The organism is Actinomycetota bacterium (genome assembly GCA_035640355.1).
GTDB lineage: Bacteria > Actinomycetota > UBA4738 > UBA4738 > HRBIN12 > CALGFI01.
The window spans coordinates 1-22669 of sequence record DASQWI010000024.1 but is presented as its reverse complement, the minus strand read 5'-3'; the positions used below and the strand labels follow the sequence as shown (position 1 = coordinate 22669).

Here is a 22669-nt window from a genome sequence, read left to right as displayed (position 1 = left end):
GATACCGCTCGCTCACCGCTTGAGTCCCCCGCACCTCCTCCAGCGTAACGGGTAGCATCGCGACGGGGGTGATGGGGGGGCACGCGGAACGAAATGGTCGTCGTGCGAACCCCGGAGCAGATGGACGTCGTCGATCCGCGTATCGAGGAGTACATGCGGACGCTCCTCACCCGGTTCGACGAACCCACGTTGCTCGAGATGGAGACGTACGCCGCCGAGCGCGACTTTCCCATCGTCGACCGGCTCGTCGGCGTCACCCTGGAGCTGCATGCCCGTTCGATCCGCGCTCGACGCGTCTTCGAGCTCGGTTCCGGCTTCGGCTACTCGGCGTACTGGTTCTCACGCGCCGTCGGTTCCGGCGGGGAGGTCCACTGCACCGACGGTGACCCGAAAAACGAGCCGAGGGCGATCGAGTACCTCTCGCGAGCCGGTCTGGCGGACCCCGTCCGCTGGCATGTCGGCGACGCGCTCCGGAGCTTCGCGGGCGTCGACGGCGAATTCGACGTCGTCTTCAGCGACATCGACAAGCACGAGTACCCCGACGCGTGGCGCGCGGTTCGCGACCGGATCCGGGTCGGCGGCCTGTACCTGTGCGACAACACCCTGTCCTACGGCGGAGGATCCGTCCTCACCGACGGCGAGTGGCCGGCGGCGATCCGGGAGCACAACGCGTTGATCGCCGAGGACGAGCGCTACGTTTCGGTGATCAACCCGACGCGCCAGGGCGTGCTCGTTGCCATGCGTACGGTCTGAACGGCGCTAGTCTGAGGGGAAGCATCCATGGCCAAACGAAGGGCTGACGTCGGCACGCTCTACAAGGGCAGTCCCGGCCAATGGTCATGGCTCGCGCACAGGATCACCGGACTCGCCGTCACCCTGTTCTTGTTCGCGCACGTGGTCGACACCGCGGTCGTCGGTTGGGGGCCCGACGCCTACAACCGGGTGACCGAGGTCTACCACAACTGGGTCGTGCGGGTGCTCGAGCTCGGTCTGGTCGCGGCCGTGCTGTACCACGCGATCAACGGCCTGAAGATCATGGTGTTCGACTTCTGGCCGTCGACCACTCGGTACATGAAGCCGATCTCGGCCGCGTCGACGGTTCTGTTCCTGGGCAGCATGATCCCGATCACCTGGATCATGGGTCGCGAGATCCTCAACCTCGCCTTCGGGTGGGACCTGTGAGCGTCGGGACACGTACCGGAACGCCACCGGCCCTCCCGCCCGGTCGAGGGACGGGGGTTCGGCGGGACCGCCGCGATCGTCCCGCGGGCGGGTTCGAGCTCTGGTCCTGGTTGTTCATGCGCGTGAGCGGCGTCGCGCTGCTCGTTCTCGCCGTCGGCCACGTCCTCATCATGCACGTGCTGGACGAGGGCGTTTCGCGCGTCGACTTCGAGTTCGTGCAGCTCCGCTGGCAGAGCCCGCTCTGGCGCACGTGGGACTGGGCGCTCCTGGTCCTCGCGCTCCTCCACGGCGTCAACGGACTGCGCGTGACGGTGCAGGACTACGTCCGCTGGCCCGGCGCGCGATTCGCGCTGAACGTGCTGTTCGCGCTCACCGGATTCGTCCTGTTCGTCCTGGGAACGGTCATCGTGTTCACGTTCGATCCGAACGCTTGGCCTCGCCCGTCCTGACGACATGACGACCGTCCACACGTACGACGCCGTGATCGTCGGCGCGGGGGGGGCAGGACTCCGCGCGGCGATCGAGGCGGCCGACCGCGTCCGGACCGCCGTCATCTCGAAGCTGTACCCGACGCGCTCCCATACCGGCACCGCACAGGGGGGGATGTGTGCGGCGCTGGCGAACGTCGAGGAGGACTACCCCGAGTGGCACGCGTTCGACACGGTGAAGGGCGGCGACTACCTCGTCGACCAGCCGGCGGCGCAGCTCATGACGGAAGAGGCCGTCGACGCCGTCTACCAGCTCGAGCACTGGGGGTTGCCGTTCAACCGAACGCCCGAGGGTCGGATCGATCAGCGGCGCTTCGGCGGTCACACGCGCAACCACGGTGAGGCGCCGGTACGGCGCGCGTGCTACGCCGCCGATCGAACCGGCCACATGATCCTGCAGACGCTGTACCAGCAGTGCGTCAAACGCGACGTTCGATTCTTCAACGAGTTCTACGTGCTCGACCAGCTGCTCTCGGACGGCCGATGCGCGGGAGTCGTCGCGTACGAACTTGCGACCGGCGAGATACACGTGTTCCGCGCGAAATCGGTGCTGTACGCGACCGGCGGGTACGGCCGAATATTCAAGGTGAGCTCGAACGCGCACACGCTCACCGGCGACGGTCCCGCGGTGCTGTTCCGCCGCGGCATCCCTCTGCAGGACATGGAGTTCTTCCAGTTCCATCCGACCGGCGTGTACAAGCTCGGCATCCTGCTGTCCGAGGCCGTGCGCGGCGAAGGCGGCATCCTCATCAACTCCGAGGGCGAGCGGTTCATGGAGCGCTATGCGCCGACCGTGAAAGACCTCGCTCCGAGAGACCTCGTCTCGCGCGCGATCTACCAGGAGATCAAGGAAGGACGAGGCGTCGGGCCTCGACGCGACGCGGTGTACCTCGACGTTCGACACCTTCCACACGATGTGATCGAGGAGAAGCTGCCGGACGTAACGGAGTTCGCGCGGGTGTACCTCGGCGTGGAGCCCACGCGAGAGCCGGTGCCGATCCAGCCGACGGCGCACTACGCCATGGGCGGGATCCCCACCAACACGGATGCCCAGGTCGTCGTGGGCGAGGAGGAGTCGCCGGTTCCGGGCCTGTACGCGGCCGGCGAATGTGCGTGCGTCAGCGTCCACGGAGCCAACCGCCTGGGGACCAACTCGCTGCTCGACATCGTCGTGTTCGGGCGTCGTGGTGGACTCCACATGAGCGAGTTCGCGCGCGACGCAGACCTACCGGACCTGCCCGACGCCCCGGACGTGCGGGTACGCGAGACGATCGACGGGCTGTTGAACCGGCCCGAGGGCGCGAACGCCGCCGACATCCGCGCCGAGCTCCAGGAGCAGATGTTCGACCTGGCGTTCGTGGTGCGTTCGGAGACAAGCCTGCAGAAGATGGCCGACGTCCTCGTCGGGCTGCGGGAGCGGTACGAACGGGTCTTCGTTCAGGACACGGGCAAGGCCTTCAACACGGAGCTCACCGAGGTCATCGAGCTGGGCTTCATGCTGGACTGCGCGGACGCGCTCGTCGCGGCGGCCCTCGCTCGGGACGAGAGCCGGGGCGGTCATTACCGCGAGGATCACCCGCTCCGCGACGATGCGAACTGGCTGAAGCACTCGCTCGCGTACCGTAAGGCGGACGGCTCGATCGAGCTGGAGACCAAGCCGGTGAAGCTCGGGCCGTACATCCCGATGGAGCGCAAGTACTGATGGACGACGGCAACGGCCTCGGCGACGTCCTGGAGGCATCCGACCGCCGGGCGGCGGGCGCCGGTGGACGGGTATCGCTGACGTTGAGGATCCGCCGCTACAACCCCGAGACCCGCGGCCAGGAATCGTGGTGGGACGAGTTCACGATCGAGAGTGAACCGGACGACCGGCTGCTCGACGCGCTTCACCACGTGAAGTGGTACCTGGACGGGACGTTGGCGCTTCGACGTTCGTGCGCGCACGGGATCTGCGGCTCCGACGCGATGATGATCAACGGACGAAACGCCCTGGCGTGCAAGATCATCGTTCGCGACGTGGCACCACGCGTCACCGTCGAACCGATCCGCGGCCTCCCCGTGCTGAAGGACCTCATCGTCGACATGGAGCCGTTCTTCGCCGGGTATCGGTCCGTGCTGCCGTACCTGATCAACGACTCGGGCGAACCGGAGAAGGAACGCCTCCAGTCACCCGAGGAACGTCACCGGTACGACGACACCACCAAATGCATCCTGTGCGCGGCGTGCACAACCTCGTGTCCGATCTTCTGGGGTGACGAGGAGTACGTCGGCCCCGCCGCGATCGTCAATGCCCACCGGTTCGTCTACGACTCGCGCGACGAGGGCGGGAGGCGGCGCCTCGAGATCCTCGCCGAGAAGAACGGCGTGTTCCGCTGCCGGACGACGTTCAACTGCACGGACGCGTGCCCACGCGGGATCGAGGTCACCAAGGCGATCCAGGACGTGAAGCGCTCGATCCTGTTCGACCGGTTCTAGCCGGGCCGTCGCGGCGGATAGGGTCGAGTCCATGGCTCACCTCGTCACGCTCATCCCCGGCGACGGCATCGGTCCCGAGGTCGCCGACGCGATGCGACTCGTCGTCGAGGCAACTGGGGCCGTGGTCGAATGGGTCGTCGAGGAGGCCGGCGCGGCGGTACTCGAACGAGAGGGGACGCCGCTGCCCGATCGGGTCCTCGAGCAAGTCGAACGCTCGCGTGTCGCGATCAAGGGACCGGTCACCACGCCGGTGGGAACCGGATTCCGGAGCGTCAACGTGGCCCTGCGTCAGGAGCTCGACCTGTTCGCCGCGGTTCGGCCGTCGAGATCGCTGCCGGGCGTGCCCACCCGTCACCATGACGTCGATCTCGTCGTGATCCGCGAGAACACCGAGGATCTGTATCAGGGGATCGAGTTCGAACGCGGAACGCCGCAGGCCGCGGCCCTCCGCCACGAGCTTCGGCGGCTGACCGGACGCACGGTTCGCGAGGACGCCGGACTGACGGTCAAGCCGATCAGCGTCACGGGGGCACGCCGGATCGTCCGGTTCGCGTTCGAGTTCGTGCGGTCGAACGGACGGCGCAAGGTCACCCTCGGGCACAAGGCGAACATCATGAGGTTCTCGGATGGGCTGTTCCTGTCGATCGGTCAACAGGAGGCAGCGGACCAGTCGGACGTTGTGTTCGAGGACATGCAGATCGATCAGCTTTCGATGCGCCTGACGCGCGACCCCGAGACGTTCGACGTGCTGCTGCTGCCGAACCTGTACGGCGACATCCTCTCCGACCTGTGCGCGGGTCTCGTCGGTGGACTGGGTCTGGCGGCCGGCGCGAACCTCGGCTGGGAGTACGCCGTATTCGAACCTGTTCACGGCAGCGCGCCCGACATCGCCGGACGAGCGGTCGCGAACCCAATTGCGATGATCCTGTCTGGGGCGATGCTCCTCCGTCACGTCGGCGATGGCGATCGCGCGTCGGCGATCGAGTCGGCCGTCGATACGGTGCTCGAACGCGGAGACGTCCGAACGCCTGACCTCGGCGGAGGATCCACGACGGGCGAGGTCGCCGAGGCGATCGCCGCCGAAGCGGCCCGCTAGCTGGGGCAGGCGGAACTAACCGGCGCCCGGGCCGAAGATCCCGCCCTCCGTCATCCTTCGAACGTCCAGCGCCTCGTCGAGCTCTTCCGGACCGAGCACTTTTCGCTCGGCGGCGATCTCGCGGACGCTGCGCCCGGTGGCCACCGCCTCCTTGGCGATGTCGGCGGCGGCGTCGTAGCCGATCTTCGGCACCAGGGCGGTGATGATGGGGAACGACTGCTCGACGAGCAGCAGCGCCCGTTCTCGATCGGCGTCGAGCCCGTCGACCGCGCGATCGGCGAACAGCGACGCGGCTCGTGTGAGAAGTTCGATCGACTGCAGCAGGTTGTGCGCCATGACGGGCATCATCACGTTGAGCTCGAAGTCGCCGAGCGCGCCCGCGACCGTCACGACGGTGTCGTTGCCGATCACCTGGGCCGCGACCTGACGAACGACCTCGGCGGCGACGGGATTGACCTTGCCCGGCATGATCGAGGAGCCCGGCTGCAGGGACGGCAGCCGAAGCTCGGCGAGCCCCGCGCGCGGACCGGAGCCCATCCAGCGGATGTCGTTCGCGATCTTCATCAGCGAGACCGCGACGGTCTTCAGCGCCCCGCTCGTCTCGACCAGCGCGTCCTGGGCACCCTGCGCCTCGAAGTGATCGGCCGCCTCCCGGAGTGGGTGGCCGATGCGTTCCGCCAGCAGCGCGATCGTCCTCGAGGCGAACCGCGGATGCGCGTTCAGTCCCGTCCCCACCGCCGTGCCGCCGAGCGGAAGGTCGGCGAGCCGTTCGGTCGTGGACCGGAGGCGCTCGATCCCCTTCTCGACCTGCATCGCATATCCCCCGAGCTCCTGACCGAGCCGCACGGGCGTCGCGTCCATGAGATGGGTCCGTCCCACCTTCACGACGTCGTCGAGCTCACGGGCCTTCGCAGCCAGCGACGCATGCAGTCGCTCGAGCGCGGGGATCAGGTCCTCGGAGATGCCCAGGAGCGCCGCGATCCGGATCGACGTCGGGATCACGTCGTTCGACGACTGGCACGCGTTGACGTGATCGTTCGGATGGACGTCCTTGCTGCCGCGCTCGCCGCCGAGCATCTCGATCGCGCGGTTCGCGATGACCTCGTTCGCGTTCATGTTCGTTGACGTGCCGGACCCCGTCTGGAAGACGTCGAGGACGAACTCGCCGTCGAGCCGCCCCTCGACGACTTCGTCCGCTGCCGCGGCGATCGCCTGGGCCGCTCGAGGCTCGACCAGACCGAGCTCCGCGTTGACGGTCGCGGCGGCCGATTTCACCAGGCCGATGGCCCCGATGAAGCGCCGGGGGAACCGGATTCCCGAGACGGGGAAGTTCTCCAGCGCGCGCTGCGTCTGGGCGCCGTAGTAGGCGTCTGCGGGAACCCGAACCTCGCCCATCGTGTCCTTCTCCACGCGGAACGCCGTCACTCCGTGTCCCTCCCGTAGACCCGGGTCCGCACGCCGTCCGCCCCGCTCAGTGTGCTATCCAGGAGGCCCCGAGACCCGACCGGGTCCCTCGCGTGGAACCTGTCAACAGCCCGGCTCGCCGGGATGTCCGCAGCACTGGGCCCGCGAGAACGTGGCCCGCACGCGGTTTCGAACCGTGAGCCGGAGCTTCGTGGGGACCGGCGCGTCGTACTCGCGCCAGTTCGTGAAGAAGTTCCGAACGTGCTCGGCGAGCAGCGCGACGAAGCGGCGCATCGGCCTCATCGTACGAAAGCGTCGATCCGTCCGGTCAGAGGTGAGCGGCGGTCACAGGTTCGTCAGGGCCGCACACTTCGCGCGGATACCCTCCGCCGCGCGCCGGAGCGCGGCGAGCTCATCGTCGTTCAGATCGAGCTCCACGATCTCGCGGACGCCCGCACTCGACAGCTGAACCGGGACGCCGACGTAGATCTGGTCGATCCCGTACTGGCCGGTGCACCACGCGCAGACGGGGAGCACGTCGTCGTGGCGGCCCGCCACCCCGTCGACCATGTTCACGACCGACGCCGACGGCGCGTAGTAGGCGCTCCCTTTCTTCAGGAGGCCTACGATCTCCGCCCCCGCGTCGCGCGTGCGGGCGTAGAGCCGTTCGAGCGTCTCCTCGTCGACCAGCTCGACCAGAGGCTTCCCGTCCACGGTGGCGTGGCGCGGCAGCGGCACCATCGACTCCCCGTGAGAGCCGAGCGTGATGGCGTCGACGACGAGCGGCGACACGCCGAGCTCCTCCGCGATGAACGCGCGCAGACGTGCCGAGTCCAGGACGCCTGCCATCCCCATGACGCGTTCCTTGGGGAACCCGGAGACGTCCGCGGCGAGGAACGTCATCTCGTCGAGCGGGTTCGTCACAACGATGAGGATCGCGTTCGGTGATACCGGCACGACGCGCTCGACCACCTCGCGCACGATTCCGGCGTTCTTGCCCAGGAGGTCCATCCGGCTCATGCCGGGTTGGCGCGGGAACCCCGCGGTGATGACGACGACGTCGGAGCCTGCCGTGTCTGCGTATTCGTTCGTGCCGGTGATGGCCGGTTCGAACCCGACGACCGGGGCGGACTGACGGAGATCGAGCGCGAGCCCTTGTGGCAGCCCTTCGACGATGTCGATCAGCACCACGTCACCCAGTCCGCGCTCGAGCAGGCGCATCGCCGTGGTCTGTCCGACGAATCCGCTTCCGACGACCGTCACCCGCATCGCACGCTCCTCGTTGGCCGAAGGCGCTGGAATCGTACCCATCGCGCGCCGCCGAGCCGCTACGAGCGGAGGCGCTCGACGACTGCGTCGGCGACCTGAGAGGTTCCGGTCGCATCAGGGTCGTCGCGGGCGGCCTTCAGGTCGTAGGTGACCGTCCGCCCCTCCGCGATCACCGCCGCGACGGCGGCTTCGAGTCGATCGCCCGGGTCGACCTCGCCGAGGTGGCGCAGCATCATCGCACCGCAGAGCATCAAGGCCATTGGGTTGGCGCGGTTCGTTCCCCGGTACTTCAGGGCGCTCCCGTGCGTCGCCTCGAACACCGCGCACCCGTCGCCGAGGTTTGCGCCGGGCGCGACCCCGAGGCCGCCGACGAGACCAGCGCAGAGGTCCGACAGGATGTCCCCGTACAGGTTCGGCAGCACGAGGACGTCGTAGTCCTCCGGACGCTGGACGAGCTGCATCGTGAGGTTGTCGATGATCCGGTCGTCGAACGACACGTCCGCGTACTCCGATGCGACTCGACGCGCCGTCTCCAGGAACAGGCCGTCGGAGAACTTCATGATGTTCGCCTTGTGTCCGGCGGTGACCCTGCGCCGACCGTTCGCCCGGGCGTACTCGAACGCGAAGCGCACGATCCGCTCGCTCGCACCCTCGCTCACCGACTTGATCGACAGGCCGGCGTCCTCGCGGATGTGCTGACCGGTCGAGCGTTCGATGAACGAGATGATCTCGGCGGTCGTCGGCTCGTCGTGCTCGAACTCGATCCCCGTATAGCTGTTCTCGGTGTTCTCGCGCACGACGACGATGTCGACGTTCTCGTAGCGAGATCGAACGCCCGGGTACAGGCGGCACGGCCGGAGGCACGCGTAGAGGTCGAGCTCGACGCGCAGGGCGACGTTCGCACTCCGCTGGTCACCCCTGATCGCGGTAGTGAGCGGCCCCTTCAGCGCGACGCGGTTCGAACGGATCGACTCGAGCACGCGCAGCGGGAGCGCGGTTCCCTCGCGATCGACAACGCCCTGGCCCGCCTCTTGGACGTCCCAGTCGATGTCGACGCCGGTCGCCTCGACGGCGCGTCGCGCGGCGTCCATCAGCTCCGGCCCGGCGCCGTCACCGGGTATGAGCGTCACGCGATGGGACACAGGTCTCCTCCGCCTCGCGAACCGTGGCGCGCGGTAGTCTCGTCAGGATAGGACCGGTTCACCGGCCGAGATCGGAGCACCCGTGAGCGAGACGGGGCACGGGGAAAGCACGGCGAGCCAAACGAACGCCATGCGGACCCCTCAGGAAAAGGGGCTGCGCGAGGTCGTCGCCGCCCAAACACGGCTGTCGGACATCGACGGCGAGAACGGGCGGCTGTGGTACGCGGGGTATCCGATCGAGGACCTCGCGGCCAACGCGACGTATGAGGAGGTCGTCCACCTTCTCCATCGCCTCCGGCTCCCCACCCGCGCGGAGCTCGACTCGTTCGTGGAGTTCATGATCGAGAACCGCGAGGCGGACAAGTTCATCTCGGACGTCATGCCGACGCTCGCCCAACAGACGTCGCCGATGTCGATGCTCCGAACGAGCGTCTCCGCGGCGTCGGCGTACGACCCCGACGGGTGGGACAGCTCACCTGAGGCAAACGAGCGGAAGGCCCTCCGCCTGGTCGCGCGAACGCCGACGTTCCTTTCGCAGTACCACCGGCTCCGAACGGGACAAGAGATGGTCGAGCCGCACGCGAAACTGGCCCACGCCGCGAACTTCCTGTACATGCTCACCGGCGTCGAGCCGTCGCAGGAGGACGCCGACGTGCTCGACACGACGTTCACCTTGTACGCCGACCACACGATGAACGCCTCGACGTTTACTGCACGCATCATCGCGTCGACGCTCGCCGACATGCACTCGGCCATCACGGGCGCGATCGCGGCGCTGAAAGGCCCGCTGCACGGCGGCGCGAACGAAGAGGCGATGAAGATGCTCGAAGAGATCGGATCGCCCGATCGAGCCGAGGCCTACGTGAAGGATCGGCTCTCGCGCAAGGAGAAGATCATGGGGTTCGGTCACGCGGTGTACCGGACGATGGACCCTCGAGCCCGCATCCTCAAGCGCCTGTCGAAGGAGACCGGCGAGCGCCACGGCGACCTGCGGTGGTACCAGATCTCCGAGGAGGTCGAGCGAGCGGCGCTCCACGAAAAGGGCCTGAACCCGAACGTCGACTTCTACGCGGCCAGCGTGTACCACGTGCTCGGCATCCCCACCGACCTGATGACGCCGATCTTCGCGGTGGCGCGCATGGCCGGGTGGACGGCCCACGTCCGCGAGCAGTACGCCGACAACCGGATCATCAGGCCGTCGTCCGAGTACATCGGTCCACGCGACCAGGTCTGGGTGCCGATCGAAGAACGCGGGTGAACACCGCACAGAGCAACGAGGGCGGGTAGGCCACTCAGCGTCACGTCGAGGCGTCGTCGTCGCCCGCACGGTCGCCGGGGGACGGGCGAGGCAACAGACCTGCGCGCTCGATCACGCGGCGAACGGCGCCTTCGTGTCCGAGGCCGATCACGTGCACGCCAGCGATCCCCGGTACCTCTCGCAGCCGTGTGATGAGCTCGACGCACTGCGCCGTTCCGAGGGCCTCCGCCTCCGCTGCCGTCGCATCGTCGAGGGCCGCGAGCAGGGGCTGCGGGACCGAGACGCCGGGGAGATGGTCGTTCAGGAAATGTGCCTGCTTGGCGCTCCGGATCGGCGCCACGCCGACGAGCACGGCCACGCGTTGAGGGATTCCACGAGTGCGAACGACGTCCACCCACGCCAGCAGCGCCTCGAGGTCGTACGTGATCTGCGTGACGACGAAGGCTCCACCCGCGTCGAGCTTCGCTTCCAGCCGAGCGGGGTCGTAGTTCGGAGCAAGCGGACTATCAGCCACGCCGACGAAGTAGCGCGGGGGCTCGTCGATCTCGTGGCCCGACTGGAGACGCCCTCCCGTTCGGAGTGCCATTCCGAGCCGGATGAGCTCAGTCACGTCGAGATCGTCCGCTGCCCTCGCGTCCGGATGATCGCCGACGGACAACGGGTCCCCGGTGAGGCAGAGCACATTGCGCGCGCCGAGTGCCCACGCGCCGAGGAGATCGGCGGTGAGCGCAAGCCGGTTCCGGTCGCGAACCGTCAGCTGAAGGGTGGGCTCCAGCCCCGCTTGCGCCGTCGCCGCCACGCCGGCAAGCGGCGACATGTGCGCGCTCGCCGCGGGGTTGTCCGTGACGTTGACCGCGTCGGCGTACCCGACGAGCCCTCGCGCCTGCCCGGTGAGTGACGAGAGATCCCCAGATCGCGGGGGCACGACTTCAGACGTGACGGCGAACCGGCCCGAATGAACGATCGCCTCGAGCCCGCTCGAGGAGCGCGGCGTCAACGGACGCCGATCGCGGCCTCGGCGGCGGCCACGGTGTTCAACAAGAGCATCGCCGTCGTCATGGGACCCACGCCACCGGGAACCGGCGAGATCGCGCCGGCGACCTCCTTCACCTCATCGAACTTCACGTCGCCGACCAGTCCCGACTCGGTCCGATGCACGCCGACGTCGATCACCACGGCTCCCGGCTTCACCATGTCCGCGGTGACGAGCTGAGGAGTCCCGGCGGCCGCGACGAGGATGTCTGCGCGGCGCGTCTGCGAGGCGAGGTCGCGCGTCCTCACGTGACAGATCGTGACCGTCGCGTTCCCCCGGATGGAGTCCTGCGCGAGCATGATCGACAGCGGGGCACCGACCAGCTCGCCGTAGCCGACGACGACGACCTCGGCGCCCTCGAGCTCGACTCCGCTCCGCAGGAGGAGCTCGACGATCCCGTACGGCGTCGCCGGCGGGAACGAGGGGTCGCCCCGAACCATGAGACCGACGTTCAGCGGGTGCAATCCATCGACGTCCTTGGCCGGGTCGATGGTCGTCTGCACGGCCAGCTCACTGATGTGCCGCGGCACCGGCAGCTGAACGATGATGCCGTGGATCTCGGGATCGCGGTTCAACCGGCGGATCGTGGCGAGAAGCTCACCCTGTGTGACGAATGCAGGCAGGTCCACCTGCTCGGATCGGATGCCGACGTCAGCGCTCGCCTTGTGCTTCGAGCCGAGGTAGATGCGCGAGCCCTCGTCGTCGCCGACGAGAACCGCCGCGAGTCCCGGTTGAACGCCTCGGTCGACGACCGCCATCACCCGCTCGGCGATCTCGGTTCGGATCTGAGCGGCGATGGCTCGTCCGTCGAGGATGCGCGCGGTCACGGGCGGACATCTTATCGGCGCCCCGAACCGCTGCGGCCGAACGGGTTTCGGCGGTGCGGGGGGCGCAAGAAGCGAGCGCGATGCGCAAGCGTCCGTCCCCGCAGCGGGATCTAGTGGCGGAAGTGGCGTCGTCCCGTCACGACGACTGCCATGCCGCGCGCCTCGGCGACGGCGAGGACTTCCTCGTCTCGGATCGAACCGCCCGGATGGATGATCGCCGTGACACCGGCGTCTGCAGCGACCTCCACGGCGTCAGCGAACGGAAAGAACGCGTCGCTGGCCATCGCGGCGCCTTTGGCCCGGTCGCCCGCCTTCCGCGCAGCGATCCATGACGCGTCGACCCGCGACATCTGACCCGCGCCCACGCCGACCGTCGCGCCCCCGTTCACGAGGACGATCGCGTTCGACCGAACGCGCGCGGCGACCGTCCACGCGAGCATCAGGTCCGCCCATTCCTCCACGGACGGCTCCCTCGCCGACACGACCTTGGCGTCTTCGCGCGGCGTTCGTACGTCATCGCGGTCCTGGACCAACGCACCTCCGCGGACGGCGCGGATCTCGATGCCGCCCGGTTTCGCCAGGGGTGCTTCGATGACCCGAAGCGACTTCCGATCGCCGAGTGCCGCGAGCGCGTCGTCGGTGAACGATGGCGCGACGACGACCTCCGTGAAGACCTCGCGCATCGCCTCGACCGCTCGCTCGTCGCAGACCACGTTGAAGGCGACGATGCCGCCGAACGCCGACACCTGATCCGATTCGAACGCCGCCGCGTACGCGCTCGCCGCGTCGTCCCGGACGGCGGCGCCGCAGGGATTGTTGTGCTTCACGATCACACACGCCGACTCCGGCAGATCCGCGGCGAGACCGAACGCGGCGTCGACGTCGAGCCAGTTGTTGAACGACATCTCCTTGCCCTCGATCAGCACCCGCGCGCCCTCGAGAACGCCCGAACCCGCCGACTCCCGGTAGAGCGCTCCCTGCTGATGCGGGTTCTCGCCGTAGCGAAGATCGGCCACCTTCTCCAGGGAGAGCCCGACGAACGGAGCCATGCCCTGCGAGGTCTGCGCGAACCACTCCGCGACGGCGACGTCGTACGCGGCCGTGTGGGCGAACGCCTCGGCGGCGAGCGTCCGACGCATTTCGTCGCTCACGCCCCCGCTCGCGCCGATCTCGCGGAGCACGTCGCGGTACGACCCCGGATCGATGACGACCGCGACAGAAGCGTGGTTCTTGGCTGCAGCGCGAACCATCGCCGGGCCGCCGATGTCGATGTTCTCGATCACCTCGTCGTCATCCCCGCTGCGCGAAACCGTCGCGCGGAAGGGATAGAGGTTCACCACCACGAGATCGAACGGCTCGATCTGGTGACGCGCGAGCTCCTCATCGTGCTCCTGCTTCCGGCGATCCGCGAGGATCCCCGCGTGGATGCGTGGATGGAGCGTCTTCACCCGTCCGCCGAGCATCTCGGGAAACCCCGTCACGTCTTCGACCGGCGTGACGGCGACGCCGGCGTCTCGGAGCGTCGTGGCGGTACCACCGCTCGAGACGATCTCGACGCCGTGGTCCGCCAGCTCCCGCGCGAGCTCCACGATTCCCGTCTTGTCGTACACGGCGAGCAGAGCACGTCGCACCGGGCGAACGGGGCTCACACCGGCACCTCCACGCCGGCTGAGCTCACGTGGCGGCTCCTCGGCGGCTGAGCGTCACGCGGGCGCTTTCTCCAGCACCCTGACGATGCGTCCTTCGATCGTGATGCGGCCCTCGACGAGCGCGCGGATCGCAGCCGGCAGCAAACGGTGCTCCGCCTCATGCACCCGTTCCTCGAGAGAATCCCAATCGTCGCTCGGGTGAACGGGAACGGCGTCCTGGAAGACGATCGGCCCGTGATCGACCTCCTCGTCCACGAAATGCACCGTGACGCCGGTGAGCTTCACTCCCCACGCGAGCGCGTCCGCGACCGAGGTCGTTCCCGGGAATGCCGGGAGCAGCGCGGGGTGGACGTTCAGGATCCTGCCGGCGAACGCGCGGACGACGTCGGGACCCACGATCCGCATGAACCCGGCGAGCGCAACGACGTCGATCGAGCGAGCGAGGAGGATCTCGAGGAGCGCCCGGTCGAAGGAGACCCGGTCGTTGTGGGCGGACGGATCGAGAAAGACGGTCTCGACCTCGTGCGAGCGCGCGCGCTCGAGCGCGCGTGCGTTCGCACGATCGCTCACCGCGAGGACGATCCAAGGACCGACGACGGGATCGTGGAGTAGGGCCTGCAGATTGGTGCCCTCCCCCGACGCGAGAACGGCGACTCGCGCGTCCGCCACGGCGCGCACGCTAGGCACCTCGTCGAGAAGCGTCAAACGACCTCAGTTGAATACCGCGCGGTCGTGACCGTCGGAGCTCGCGTCGCTCGGGAAGGTAACAACGCCGGCGGTACGCTTCGACCGTGGTGACCGAAGAACGCGCGTCGCGAGGGACCGAACGGTGCCGGTCGCATCCATCGCGAGCGTCGGTCGCGACCTGCGACCGATGCGGGCGCCCGTTGTGTCTGGGATGCGCCGTTCCGGTGCGAGGCCGCGTGCTTGGTCCAGAGTGCCTGGAGGCGGCGATCGGGCCGGACCCCTCGCTTCCCGAGGTCCCGGAGCGTGATCCGGCGCAGCGCGCGCGGGTTGCGGCGACCGTCGCCTTCGCCGTCGCGGTCATCTCCACCGCGCTGCCATGGAGCCGTTTCGGGGCGGGCTCGGACGTGCTCGGAGCATGGAGCGACACACCCGCATGGTCGATGGTGGCAGCTATTGCCGCCAGCCTCGGGCTCGTGATCTCGCTTATCGGATCGTTCACACGCCGCGCGCCGCCCGTCCTCGACGTGCTCGCAACGCTCGCTGGAGTGGCAGTCGCCGCGGCCTGCGTGCTGGCGTTGGTTCGGCCCCGGCCGTTCACCTCGCCGTGGCTCGGCCCCTGGGTCGCCCTCGGCGCGGGTTTCGCGGCGACGATCGCCGCCATCGGTGCCCGCATCCGCTCGCGTGGCCGCGTCGGCGTTCATGTTTGACTCGATTGCAGGCACGGTGTTCGATAGGCGGGTTGCCGGGCGGCCAATGGGAAGCCCGCGAAAGGAGCGTCATGTCGCAGACCGGTTTTGACATGTCCAAGCTGTCGACGGCGAGCAAGATCCTGCTCGGCGCCGGCGTCCTCTATCTGATCGATCTTCTCCTCGCCTGGCAGCGAGTCTGCTTCGTCGGCCAGTGCATCACCGCAAGCGGGATCGAGGGCATCGGCGTGCTGAACCTGCTGCTCGTCATCGCCCTGCTCGTTTGGGAAGGCCTCGCGCTTGCGAACATGGAGATCAACGCCCCCCGCGCGCTCATCAGCGCAGGGCTCGCGGCGGGGATCCTGCTGTTCACCATCCTGAAGATCATCGTCGACAGCGACTCCATCTACATCTTCGCGTGGATCGGCCTGCTGCTCGCGCTGGCGATCGGTTACGGCGGCTGGATGCGCTGGCAGGAACACCAGGCCGGCGCGACGACCGGCGGCACAACCATGGGGCCGCCGCCGACGGATACCGGCGGTTTCACCAGCTGACATCACGGCCCGACGCGTTTCGCCCTCCGTCGAGGCCCGCTTCGGTTGGCGTTCGAGCGCGTGAGGTCGTCGCCGCACCGACCGCACCGCCGATGCATCCCCAGCCGATCGCGAGCGCCGTCCCCGTGAGCGCGTGCGGACCGAACAGGATCCATCCCGCGTTGGCTCCGCCCGCGGCGCCGTAAGTGATCACGACCGTCGCGAGGAGCGAACCCGCAGCGACGAGCGCTGCGAAGACGAGTCCGCTCGCGGCGCCGATGGACCACCCCTTCCGACCGGCACGCTCGGCGACCGCGGCGGCGTGGCGCCCGCCCAGGAGCGTCGCCACGGCGGGAACGAGAAGAAAGGCGAGGTAGAGGTCCGGCAGTTGCTCCGACGGGAGCCCGCCGTGCCCGACCGGCAGGAGAAGACCGTTGCCGGAGCTTGGCGCTTTGAGTCCGGCGAATCGTCCGTAACAGAGAAGATCCGCGTCGATGTCTCCGCGGATCACATCGCAGCCGCCCATCGCCGGTACGAGCGTCCACATCGCCTCGTTCGGAACCACGGCGACGTGATGCGCGAATGCGGCAACACCGACATCCGGGCGGTCGAACACCGCCCTCCAATAGCTTGCCGTTGACGGCGTGAGGAACGCGACGGCGTCGTCGGCTTGCGCCACACCGGCGACGAACAGCCCGCCGATCGAAAGCGCGAGACCGAGGACGAACATCCGCCACCCTCCCGCGATCGCGGCACGTGCGGCTCGCAGCGGAACCGTCGCCTCGGCGCTCGCCAACGCGGAGGCGATGCCGCCAGACGCGCCCGCGGCCGCCGCGAGAGAGAACGGGAGCACGAGCGCCTGCCAGGCCGAGAGCGACACGCGCAGATCCGGGGACGAGAATCCACCGAACCGAAGCGACGTCCGGACCTCGACAAACAATGCGAGTGCGAAGACCAATGCGGCGTACGCCGGCGCAACCGCCGCACCGAGCAGCATCCGTCGAGGAACGGTTCCGCCGGCCCGTTGGGCGACGGAGCGACCACTCCGGAACACCAGCCATAACCCGAGGGCGGTGACCGCGAGAAAGGCGACGCCGATCGAGACGGATGTCGAGCCGGAACCGCCAGCCATCGACGCGTCGTCGGCGACATGAACCTCGATAGCGATGTGGTTGAACGCGCCGACGTAGATCGCGCCGATCTTCGCGGTCGTGACGACCGAGGGACCGGTCCCGGCGACGATCCGTGCACCGAACGCGAGGGTTTGGCCGATCGCGGCGAGGACGACGAACGTCACGGCGCCTCGCGCGAGTGCTTCACCGAGGTGGCGGAGGCCACCCCGGCTCACGACAGCGCGACCTGGACCAGCTCTGCGACCTCGGTCGGCGTGCGCGCCACCTTCACCCCGGCCGCCTCGAGCGCCTCCGCTTTGGCCTGCGCCGTGCCGCTCGACCCCGTCACGATCGCGCCGGCGTGGCCCATCCGTTTCCCCGGGGGCGCCGTGAACCCCGCGATGTAGCCGACGACGGGCTTGCCGACACGTTCGGAGATGAACGTGGCCGCGCGCTCTTCGTCGTCGCCGCCGATCTCGCCGACCATGACGACGATCTCCGTGTCGGGATCGTCGGAGAACAGCGCGAGCGCGTCGATGAAGCCGATCCCGTGCACCGGATCGCCGCCGATCCCGATGCACGTCGATTGCCCGAGATGGCGTCTCGTGAGCTCGTGAACGATCTGATACACGAGCGTTCCCGATCGCGAGACGAGTCCGACACGCCCGGGCGTGCACACCTCGCCGGGGATGATCCCCACGTTCGCCTCCCCGGGCGAGATGACGCCGGGGCAGTTCGGGCCGACGAGGACCGATGAACGCCCATCGAGGTACGCGCTCACCTCGGCCATCTCGCGGACGGGGATGCCCTCCGTGATGGCGACGACGACGCCGATCCCCGCGTCGACAGCCTCCAGGATCGCATCGGCGGCGAACCGCGGTGGGACGAAGATCATCGACGCGTTCGCGTCCGTCTCGCGGACGGCGTCGGCGACCGTCTCGAACACCGGAATGCCGTCGACGTCCAGCCCGCCTTTCCCGGGAGTCACGCCCGCGACGACGTTCGTGCCGTAGTGGCGGTTGCGACGGGTATGGAACGTCCCCTCGTTGCCCGTGATGCCCTGGACCAGCAGTCGCGTGTCCCGCCCGACGAGGACGCTCACGGTGCGCTCACCGTGCGCTCACGGCGCGCTCGCGGGCGCGCGAACGGCCGTCACGCCGCGGCGCCGCTCGCGAGGGCCGCCGCAAGTTGCGCGGCCTCGATCATCGTCGGGGCAGACACGATGTTTGGATGCTGCGCTTGGGCGAGGATCTTCCGGCCCTCGGCTGCGTTTGTCCCGTCGAGGCGAACCACGATCGGAACCTTCGGCTGGACGCGTTCGAGCGCCTCGAGCACACCTCGTGCAACCAGGTCGCCGCGGGTGATCCCGCCGAAGATGTTGATCAATACCGAGCTGACCGCCGGGTCGGACAGGACCACCTCGAGCGACGTGGCCATCTGATCGGCGCTCGCGCCGCCGCCGACGTCGAGGAAGTTCGCCGCTCGCCCGCCGGCCTGCGCCACCACGTCGAGCGTCGACATCACGAGCCCCGCGCCGTTGCCGATGATCCCCACGTCGCCGTCGAGCTTCACGTACTGAAGGCCTTTCTCCTTCGCGCGCGCCTCGACCGGATCGATGGGAAACGCGGAACGGAACGACTCGATGTCGGGATGACGGAACAACGCGCTGTCGTCGATCGTCACCTTGGAGTCGAGGGCGACGACGCGACCGTCCTCGAGCTGCACGAGTGGATTGATCTCGACGAGCGTCGCGTCGACCTCCAGGAGCATGCGGTAGGCCTTCCCGATGATGTCGGCCGCGCCCCGTCGTGACTCCGAAGGGAGTGCCGCCGCAAGCTCGCGAACGTGGAACGGCCGCATCCCGATGCTCGGGTCGACCTGAACGCGCCGGATCGCTTCCGGCCGAGTCCGCGCGAGCTCTTCGATGTCGACTCCGCCCTCGGCGGTCATCAGCGCGAGGTACCGCCCGGTCGAACGATCCAGCAAGAGCGACGTATAGAACTCGCGGGCGATCGGGAGTAGCTCCTCACAGAGGACGCGCGTGACGGCCATCCCCTTGAAGCCGTCGCGTAGCATCCGCTCGGCTTCCTCCGCCGCGTGTTGCGGCGAGTCGACAAGGGCAACGCCGCCGCCCTTGCCGCGTCCGCCGACCTGGACCTGGATCTTCACGACCGACCGCCCGCCGAGCTCCTCCGTGGCGCGGGCGGCGTCTTCGGCGGTTGTCGCGACGATCCCTCTCGGCACTGGGATGTCGTACCTCGCGAACAGCTCCTTGCCCTGGTGCTCGTACAGGTCCACTCAGCTCGCCCGCTCGTGCGAGAGCCGGTCGTCGAGCCACGCGATGATCTCGCGGGTCGACGCTCCGGGCGTGAAGATCTTCTCGACGCCGGCCTCCGCCAGCCGAGGAACGTCAGCGGCGGGGATGATGCCGCCGCCGAAGACGAGCACGTCGCCAGCGTCCCGTTCGCGGAGCAACGCAACGACCTTGGGGAACAGCGTCATGTGTGCGCCCGAGTGGCACGACAGACCGACCGCGTCGGCATCCTCCTGGATGGCCGTCTCGACGATCTGCTCGGGCGTTTGGTGCAAACCGGTATAGATGACCTCAAACCCCGCGTCGCGAAGCGCTCGCGCCACGACCTTGGCGCCACGATCGTGACCATCAAGGCCCGGCTTGGCGACGACGATGCGCGGCTTACCAGGCATTCCGCGGTCAGTCTAACGAGGGCCGCGCGTCGGTCGTTCGAAAGCTCGGCACGCTGCGATACTCGGATCGGTGTTGGGTCGAAAACGCATCCGCTTTCGCCCTCCGGGCCTGAAGCCGACGACGAAGATCGGCACCGTCGGGCCCTACCGAGGGCGACTGGGCCTCGCGTGGGTGATCGCGCCGGTCGTTGCCGGGATCGTGATCGTCGTCGCCGGCTACGTCGCCCTCATCCGGTAACAAGCGACGCCGACAACTTCGCCCCTTCCGGTAACGGATCGACGTCGACTCACCACCTGCTTGGAAGTCCGTGGCGTAACCGAAAAGCTTCGGGGATCTTGATCGGCAGCTCGGGCGGCGCGGGGCCGGGAACGAACCTCGTGCCATCTGGTCGGAACCATCCGACGGCACCCCCAGGCCTCGCGACCGTCCAGCCGTGCTCGTGAAGGAGCCGGTGATGGAACGTGCACACGAGCACCAGGTTGTCGAGGTCCGTCCGGCCACCATGCCGCCACCACACGATGTGGTGCGCCTTCACGAACCGCACCGATCCGCAGCCCGGGAACGTGCATCCGACGTCTCGGTAGCGAAGCTGACGAAGCATCGCGGCTGAGGGGAACCTGCTCATCCGTCCCAGCGCGAGCGGCTCGCCGGCCGCATCCTCGACGACCGTCTGCGTCCTCGACTCGCAGCGCAGCCGCTCCGCCGTTTGTGAAGCGATCACGGGGCCGTCTTCGATGTCCGCGCCACTCGGTGATCCCGCGGCCGACGCGCCCTCGCGCATGTGGACGACGACCGTAGCGCGATCGGTGTCCGGATCTTCCCCGATCCGCGACGAGCACAGGGCCACCAGCGCGTCTGCTTTGCGCGCGCTCGCGAACAGCTCGCCGTCCTCCCCCGGCATCGTGGGGATACGCTCGGCAAGCCGGTCGATCGCCTTGGCCACGACGGCGCCGTCGGCCGCGGGGAGCTCGCCTTCGATGCCGAACCGAGCTCCATCCTCCGAATACCACCAATTCACGAAGCGCTGCCGATCCGCGGCGCGAACCTCCTCGATCGCGCGCCGGACGGCGAGATCGGCGCGGCGACGAACGGCCGACACAGAGACTCGCGAGGCCCATGCGATGAGGCCGTCCTCGTCCTCGAAGCTGGCGAAGCGCGCGAGCTCGACGACCTTGTCGATGCCGAGTCGGCCGCTCGCCAGCGCGTGCGCCAAGGCCGGAAGCGTCTCGAGGGCGTGCGCCGCGTGGAGCCACCGACGCGCTTTCCAGACCGTGATGCCGTAGCGGATAGAGAGCCATGACGCCATGTCTCTCGCACCGGAGTTCTTCCAAACCCGGACTGCGTCGGCCCGAGCGATGAGACGCAGCAGGTCACGCTCGTCGGACGCGAAGCGGCGGTGGACCTCGTCCAGCTCACCGACGACGGCGTCGGCATCGTTCTGTATCAAGGGTTCCCGAACCTTCTGACCGCCTTCGATGGGGCCGACGAAGGCTTCGCGGCTCGGGGGAGGGACAACAAGTATATCGAACGTACGTTCGAAAGTCAACACTTCAGCGTCACGAAAGAGAAATCACACCGAGAAGGCGCGATGCTCTCCGCCCACCGAACCAGGCTCGATCAGCCCACCTTCCGAAGCGGCGCGTACGCGAGGAGTAGGTGCTTCTCCCCCGCGTCCTCGAACCGCACCGTCGCCTCGGCGTCGGTGCCGCGTCCGTTCACCGTGACGACGACTCCCTCGCCCCACTTGTCGTGGACGACGGTGTCGCCGGCCGAGATGTCGACGGACTGCGGTCGCCCCATCACCGCCTCGCGGATCGGGGAGGCCGAGCCGTCCGCGTCAGCCACGTCGTCGCCCTCCAGTGACCGGACGAGCTCGTTCGGAATCTCGGACAAGAATCGCGACGGCGGGTTGTACGACGTCTGTCCGAACAGCGCTCGGCTCCACGCGTTCGTCAGGTACAGGCGTTCGCGAGCACGCGTCACGCCTACGTACATCAGTCGCCGTTCCTCTTCGAGCTGCGCGGGGTCGCCCATCGAGCGGTAGTGAGGAAAGATGCCGTCCTCGAGCCCGATGACGAACACGACCGGAAACTCGAGGCCCTTGGCGTTGTGGAGCGTCATCAGCGTCACGCTCCCCGCCTCCTCGTCGTACTCGTCCTGCTCACCGAGCAGGGACACCTGCTCGAGGAAGTCGGCGAGCGTGCCCTCGGGATCGCGCTGAGCGAACTCGGCCGCCACGCCCCCGAGCTCCCGGATGTTCTCGATCCGCCCCTCGGCCTCGACCGTCCGTTCGGTCTCCAGGTCGAGCAGGTACCCGGACTCGGTGGCGGCCGCCTCGATCATCCGTTGCGGTCCGGCGCCGGACTCGACAGCCGCGGCGAGCGTGTCAATGACGTGCACGAACCCGGCGATCGCGCCCCTGGCCCTCGTCGCGAGCGAACCGATCTCGTCCGCCCGTCGCGCCGCCTCCAAGAAGGGGACGCCCTCGATCGCGGCGAACCCCTCGATGGCCGTCACCGTCGCGTCGCCGATCCCGCGCTTCGGTGTGTTGATCACGCGTCGGGCCGCGACCACATCCTGCGGGTTCAGCAGCAAACGGAGGTACGCGATGACGTCGCGGATCTCCTTGCGCTGGTAGAAACGCACACCGCCGATCACTCGGTACGGCGTGCCTGCGCGAATGAAGACATCTTCCAGGACGCGGCTCTGCGCGTTGGTCCGGTAGAAGATGGCGATGTCGGAATACGGGTGCCCTTCGTCCTCGACAAGTCGATGGGTCTCCTCCGCGACGAACAGCGCCTCCTCGTGCTCGTCGTCGGCGCGGAAGCGAACGGCGAGCTCGCCGCCCGCGATCTCCGTCCACAGGCTCTTCGGCTTGCGCTGGACGTTGTGCTCGATCAGCGCGTTCGCCACCTGGAGGATGCTCTGGGTGGAGCGATAGTTCTGCTCCATCACGAAGATGGCGGCGTCGGGATAGTCGTGCTCGAAGTCCAGCAGGTTCTGGATGGTCGCCCCTCGCCAGGAGTACACGCCCTGGTCCGCGTCTCCTACCACGCACAGGTTGCGGTGCTTGGCCGCCAGCATGTTCACCAGGTGGTACTGGGCGCGGTTGGTGTCCTGG

General features: G+C 68.2%; 24 protein-coding genes. 10 read left to right on the top strand and 14 right to left on the bottom strand.

The genetic code is table 11. The features are described from left to right. Positions 1-93: 93 nt before the first annotated feature. The 6 genes from VFA08_12425 to VFA08_12400 are packed head-to-tail and all read left to right on the top strand — an operon-like array spanning position 94 to position 5241. Positions 94-753 carry an O-methyltransferase gene (locus VFA08_12425; GenBank protein HYZ14392.1) on the top strand — a complete coding sequence of 220 codons (660 nt, stop codon included), beginning with the start codon at positions 94-96 and terminating at the stop codon, positions 751-753. Between the two features lie 27 nt (positions 754-780). Continuing rightward, on the top strand, positions 781-1182 hold the full coding sequence (gene sdhC / locus VFA08_12420; GenBank protein HYZ14391.1) for a succinate dehydrogenase, cytochrome b556 subunit: 402 nt from the start codon (positions 781-783) through the stop codon (positions 1180-1182). Then, positions 1179-1631 carry a succinate dehydrogenase hydrophobic membrane anchor subunit gene (locus VFA08_12415; GenBank protein HYZ14390.1) on the top strand — a complete coding sequence of 151 codons (453 nt, stop codon included), beginning with the start codon at positions 1179-1181 and terminating at the stop codon, positions 1629-1631. The genes sdhC and VFA08_12415 overlap by 4 nt, the downstream gene beginning before the upstream one ends. 4 nt (positions 1632-1635) lie before the next feature. Beyond that, positions 1636-3372 (top strand): succinate dehydrogenase flavoprotein subunit, encoded by a 1737-nt coding sequence (sdhA, locus tag VFA08_12410; protein ID HYZ14389.1) that lies wholly within the window; start codon positions 1636-1638, stop codon positions 3370-3372. After that, positions 3372-4145, top strand: coding sequence for a succinate dehydrogenase iron-sulfur subunit (locus VFA08_12405; GenBank protein ID HYZ14388.1), 774 nt, complete (start codon positions 3372-3374; stop codon positions 4143-4145). Before sdhA ends, VFA08_12405 begins: the two co-directional genes overlap by 1 nt. A 31-nt stretch (positions 4146-4176) precedes the next feature. Next, positions 4177-5241 carry an isocitrate/isopropylmalate dehydrogenase family protein gene (locus tag VFA08_12400; GenBank protein ID HYZ14387.1) on the top strand — a complete coding sequence of 355 codons (1065 nt, stop codon included), beginning with the start codon at positions 4177-4179 and terminating at the stop codon, positions 5239-5241. Positions 5242-5256: 15 nt separating this feature from the next. On the opposite strand, the gene VFA08_12395 is transcribed toward VFA08_12400, so the two are convergent. The 4 genes from VFA08_12395 to VFA08_12380 all read right to left on the bottom strand — a co-directional run bounded on the left by VFA08_12395 (position 5257) and on the right by VFA08_12380 (position 9056). Then, the gene (locus tag VFA08_12395) at positions 5257-6666 is read right to left on the bottom strand and encodes a class II fumarate hydratase (GenBank protein ID HYZ14386.1); all 1410 of its coding nucleotides are present in this window, start codon (positions 6664-6666) and stop codon (positions 5257-5259) included. A gap of 102 nt (positions 6667-6768) precedes the next feature. Continuing rightward, a complete protein-coding gene (locus tag VFA08_12390; GenBank protein ID HYZ14385.1) occupies positions 6769-6939 on the bottom strand; it encodes a hypothetical protein in 171 nt (56 codons plus the stop codon). Between the two features lie 51 nt (positions 6940-6990). Beyond that, complete coding sequence (mdh, locus tag VFA08_12385; GenBank protein ID HYZ14384.1) at positions 6991-7914, bottom strand: malate dehydrogenase; 924 nt, start codon at positions 7912-7914, stop codon at positions 6991-6993. Positions 7915-7973: 59 nt separating this feature from the next. Beyond that, positions 7974-9056, bottom strand: coding sequence for an isocitrate/isopropylmalate family dehydrogenase (locus VFA08_12380; GenBank protein HYZ14383.1), 1083 nt, complete (start codon positions 9054-9056; stop codon positions 7974-7976). Positions 9057-9138: 82 nt separating this feature from the next. On the opposite strand from VFA08_12380, the gene VFA08_12375 reads away from it, so the two are divergent. Further along, the gene (locus VFA08_12375) at positions 9139-10314 is read left to right on the top strand and encodes a citrate/2-methylcitrate synthase (GenBank protein ID HYZ14382.1); all 1176 of its coding nucleotides are present in this window, start codon (positions 9139-9141) and stop codon (positions 10312-10314) included. Between the two features lie 40 nt (positions 10315-10354). Here VFA08_12375 and VFA08_12370 read toward each other — a convergent pair whose 3' ends face one another. The 4 genes from VFA08_12370 to purN form a co-directional block, all read right to left on the bottom strand. After that, positions 10355-11311: a methylenetetrahydrofolate reductase gene (locus VFA08_12370; GenBank protein ID HYZ14381.1), complete on the bottom strand. Its 957-nt coding sequence runs from the start codon at positions 11309-11311 to the stop codon at positions 10355-10357. Next, the gene (locus VFA08_12365) at positions 11308-12174 is read right to left on the bottom strand and encodes a bifunctional 5,10-methylenetetrahydrofolate dehydrogenase/5,10-methenyltetrahydrofolate cyclohydrolase (protein ID HYZ14380.1); all 867 of its coding nucleotides are present in this window, start codon (positions 12172-12174) and stop codon (positions 11308-11310) included. The genes VFA08_12370 and VFA08_12365 overlap by 4 nt, the downstream gene beginning before the upstream one ends. A 110-nt stretch (positions 12175-12284) precedes the next feature. Then, complete coding sequence (purH, locus tag VFA08_12360) at positions 12285-13823, bottom strand: bifunctional phosphoribosylaminoimidazolecarboxamide formyltransferase/IMP cyclohydrolase (GenBank protein ID HYZ14379.1); 1539 nt, start codon at positions 13821-13823, stop codon at positions 12285-12287. A gap of 54 nt (positions 13824-13877) precedes the next feature. Further along, positions 13878-14501 carry a phosphoribosylglycinamide formyltransferase gene (gene purN, locus VFA08_12355; GenBank protein HYZ14378.1) on the bottom strand — a complete coding sequence of 208 codons (624 nt, stop codon included), beginning with the start codon at positions 14499-14501 and terminating at the stop codon, positions 13878-13880. Between the two features lie 245 nt (positions 14502-14746). Here purN and VFA08_12350 point away from each other — a divergent pair, with 245 nt between their 5' ends. Then, positions 14747-15217: a hypothetical protein gene (locus VFA08_12350; GenBank protein HYZ14377.1), complete on the top strand. Its 471-nt coding sequence runs from the start codon at positions 14747-14749 to the stop codon at positions 15215-15217. 71 nt (positions 15218-15288) lie between these two features. After that, entirely contained in the window at positions 15289-15750 is a 462-nt protein-coding gene (locus VFA08_12345; GenBank protein ID HYZ14376.1) for a hypothetical protein, read from the top strand. On the opposite strand, the gene VFA08_12340 is transcribed toward VFA08_12345, so the two are convergent. Genes VFA08_12340 through VFA08_12325 form a run of 4 tightly spaced genes read right to left on the bottom strand, consistent with a single transcriptional unit; the run spans position 15740 to position 19547 of the window. Next, positions 15740-17077: a hypothetical protein gene (locus VFA08_12340; protein HYZ14375.1), complete on the bottom strand. Its 1338-nt coding sequence runs from the start codon at positions 17075-17077 to the stop codon at positions 15740-15742. The genes VFA08_12345 and VFA08_12340 overlap by 11 nt on opposite strands. Further along, positions 17074-17943, bottom strand: a complete 870-nt coding sequence (sucD, locus tag VFA08_12335) for a succinate--CoA ligase subunit alpha (protein ID HYZ14374.1) — start codon at positions 17941-17943, stop codon at positions 17074-17076. Before sucD ends, VFA08_12340 begins: the two co-directional genes overlap by 4 nt. 50 nt (positions 17944-17993) lie before the next feature. Beyond that, positions 17994-19139 (bottom strand): ADP-forming succinate--CoA ligase subunit beta, encoded by a 1146-nt coding sequence (sucC, locus tag VFA08_12330; protein ID HYZ14373.1) that lies wholly within the window; start codon positions 19137-19139, stop codon positions 17994-17996. Beyond that, entirely contained in the window at positions 19140-19547 is a 408-nt protein-coding gene (locus VFA08_12325) for a cobalamin B12-binding domain-containing protein (protein HYZ14372.1), read from the bottom strand. A gap of 73 nt (positions 19548-19620) precedes the next feature. On the opposite strand from VFA08_12325, the gene VFA08_12320 reads away from it, so the two are divergent. After that, positions 19621-19785 (top strand): hypothetical protein, encoded by a 165-nt coding sequence (locus tag VFA08_12320; protein ID HYZ14371.1) that lies wholly within the window; start codon positions 19621-19623, stop codon positions 19783-19785. 49 nt (positions 19786-19834) lie between these two features. Here the strand turns inward: VFA08_12320 and VFA08_12315 are convergent, their stop codons facing one another. After that, on the bottom strand, positions 19835-20995 hold the full coding sequence (locus tag VFA08_12315) for a DUF222 domain-containing protein (protein HYZ14370.1): 1161 nt from the start codon (positions 20993-20995) through the stop codon (positions 19835-19837). Between the two features lie 170 nt (positions 20996-21165). Further along, a partial coding sequence (locus tag VFA08_12310; GenBank protein HYZ14369.1) for a 3'-5' exonuclease occupies positions 21166-22669 on the bottom strand: 1504 nt, incomplete at its 5' end.